Annotated in this window: 1 protein-coding gene; it reads left to right on the forward strand. The window is 42.9% G+C overall.

The features are described from left to right. Positions 1-238, forward strand: a 238-nt coding sequence (locus tag ACY9Z2_RS19355; RefSeq protein ID WP_463611302.1) for an AAA family ATPase, incomplete at both ends; no start/stop codon positions are given.

The following is a 238-nucleotide window of genomic DNA, read 5'->3' on the forward strand; positions in this document are numbered from 1 at the left end:
CTTAAAAAGTCCTAAAAAATATACGGCACTTGGCGGTAAAATTCCAAAAGGTGCTTTGTTAATCGGACCTCCGGGAACCGGTAAAACATTGTTAGCTAAGGCAATGGCCGGTGAAGCGCAGGTTCCGTTTTTCAGCCTAAGCGGATCTGATTTTGTTGAAATGTTTGTAGGCGTAGGCGCTAGTCGTGTTCGTGACTTATTTAAGCAAGCCCGTGAAAAAGCTCCTTGTATTATTTTT

The sequence above is a fragment of the Virgibacillus sp. GM2-2 genome (assembly GCF_055329585.1).